Here is a 1,949-nt window from a genome sequence, read left to right on the forward strand (position 1 = left end):
CCCCACCGCCGGCCCTCCCTCCCCCTCGTCCCTCGGGCTCGTCGACCGGCTCACGTCCCCCACCGCCGGGCCCGGCTGGGCGCACCTTTGAGCCGGGCGATCGCCTGCTCCCAGAGCAGCAGGGTGCTGGCCTTGAGCGTCTGCGGCAGGGGCAGCTCGCGGCCCAGGACCATGGCGGCCGCCGCCTTGGTCGCCGTCGACGCCTTGGAGAAGTGGCCAGAGTCGAACGGCGGCTGCGGGTCGTACTCGATCACCAGCTGGATGGCTTTGGCGGTGCTCTCGTCCGCCAGCCGGGAGGCCAGCCACAGGCCCAGATCGATTCCTGCCGAGACACCCGCAGCCGTCAGCACCTTGCCCTCGGACACGATCCGCTGATCACCGACGGCCTGGACCCCGAATGTCTTGAGCGCCGGCAGCATCGCCCAGTGCGAGGTGGCGCGTTTGCCGTCCAGCACACCGGCGGCGGCCAAGATCACCGAGCCGCTGCACACCGACGTGGTCCACAGGGTGTGCCGATGGACACTTTGCACCCAGCCGAGCAGATTCTTGTCGCGGGCATGTTCGATGGTGGTCATGCCGCCGGGGATCAACAGCACATCCGGGGTCGGGGTCTCCTCGAAGGTGTGCGTTGCACCGACCATCAGCACCCCGGAATCGGCTGCGACAGGGCCGGTTTGGTGCCAGACGAACCGCACCTCGGTATCGGGGAGATTGCGCAGCACCTCGTACGGGCCGATGAAATCCAGTGCGGTGAAACCCGGATAGAGCACGATGGCGATCTGTGTCATTTGTCGGTGCCTTTCAGGCGAACATGCGGCGATACTGATCTGGCGAAACACCCAAACGTCGAACAAAGTTGCGGCGCATGGTTTCTGCGGTTCCGAAACCGCAGCGGGTGGCGATGGCGACCACGGTGTCGTCGGTCTGCTCGAGTTGGCGACGGGCAGCTTCGGTGCGAATCCGCTCGACGTACGCTCCCGGCGCCTCACCCACCTCCTCGGTGAAGACCCGGGTGAAGTGTCGAGTGCTCATGGCGGCGCGACCGGCCAGGTCGGCGACGCTGTGCGCGGCGCCGGGCTCGTTGTCGATGCGCTCTTGGACCTGGCGGATCGGCGCACGTTTGGCCCGGGGCATCCACACCGGCGCGGCGAACTGTGTCTGGCCGCCCGAGCGGCGCAGCGGCAGTACCAGCCAGCGCGCGACGGCCTGGGCCAGTTCGGTGCCGTGGTCCTCCTCCACCAGCGCCAGCGCCAGGTCGATCCCCGAGGAGACGCCGGCCGCCGTCCACACCTGCTCGGAGCTCCGGATGAAGATCGGTTCGGGATCCACCTGCACCTGCGGGTACCGAACTGCCAACTGGTCGGCGTAGCTCCAATGGGTGGTGGCCCGGCAGCCGTCCAGGAGGCCGGCGCCCGCCGCGAGAAAAGCTCCGGTGCAGACGCTGACGATTCTCCTGGAGTGCGGAGCGACGGCCCGGATCCAGTCGAGGATCTCCGGGTCCGGAGCCATGGCGCCTCCTCCACCGGGTAGCACCACGGTGTCGAGCCCGGTGGTGGGGGCCGGCAGCGGCCGCGCCACAAACGTCAGCCCGGTTCCGGTGGCCACCGGTTGGCCCCCGGCGGACGCGACGTGCACGTCATACCCGCGCTCGTAACCGTCGGCGCCGTGATCGGCGGCCAACAACAGCGTGGCCAGGGTGAACACCTCGAAAGGCCCCACCAGGTCCAGCGACTGGATGCCCGGATAGCCCAGGATCAGCACCGTTCGCCTCATGATGGTTCATCGTGGCCGCTGCGCAGCGTGGCGTCTACGACCAGAACCCCACAGATCAGGACATGCCGGGCGAGCCGCCTTCGGCGTAACAGGTCCGGATCCGGGCCAGCCACCAGTCGCGGCGGGCGGCGGGCGCACGCAGCGCCGCGAGTCGTGGCGGGTCCGGCACGACGGGG

The 1,949-nt window shown here is 69.2% G+C and carries 2 protein-coding genes; both read right to left on the bottom strand.

Annotated elements, in window-relative coordinates; genetic code table 11:
- Nucleotides 1-50: 50 nt before the first annotated feature.
- Nucleotides 51-788 carry a DJ-1/PfpI family protein gene (locus tag WBB07_RS00325; protein ID WP_526303689.1) on the bottom strand — a complete coding sequence of 246 codons (738 nt, stop codon included), beginning with the start codon at nt 786-788 and terminating at the stop codon, nt 51-53.
- Between the two features lie 13 nt (nt 789-801).
- Entirely contained in the window at nt 802-1,773 is a 972-nt protein-coding gene (locus tag WBB07_RS00330; RefSeq protein WP_526303691.1) for a GlxA family transcriptional regulator, read from the bottom strand.
- Between the last annotated feature and the right edge of the window lie 176 nt (nt 1,774-1,949).

Origin of the sequence: Mycobacterium sp. (genome assembly GCF_049647605.1) — a bacterium.
In the GTDB taxonomy this organism is placed as follows: Bacteria; Actinomycetota; Actinomycetes; order Mycobacteriales; family Mycobacteriaceae; genus Mycobacterium.

What these genes read in the sequence shown, in the direction of transcription:
- WBB07_RS00330 (WP_526303691.1), bottom strand. Translation starts at nt 1,773, where the DNA reads ATGAGGCGAACGGTGCTGATCCTGGGCTATCCGGGCATCCAGTCGCTG.
- WBB07_RS00325 (WP_526303689.1), bottom strand. Translation starts at nt 788, where the DNA reads ATGACACAGATCGCCATCGTGCTCTATCCGGGTTTCACCGCACTGGAT.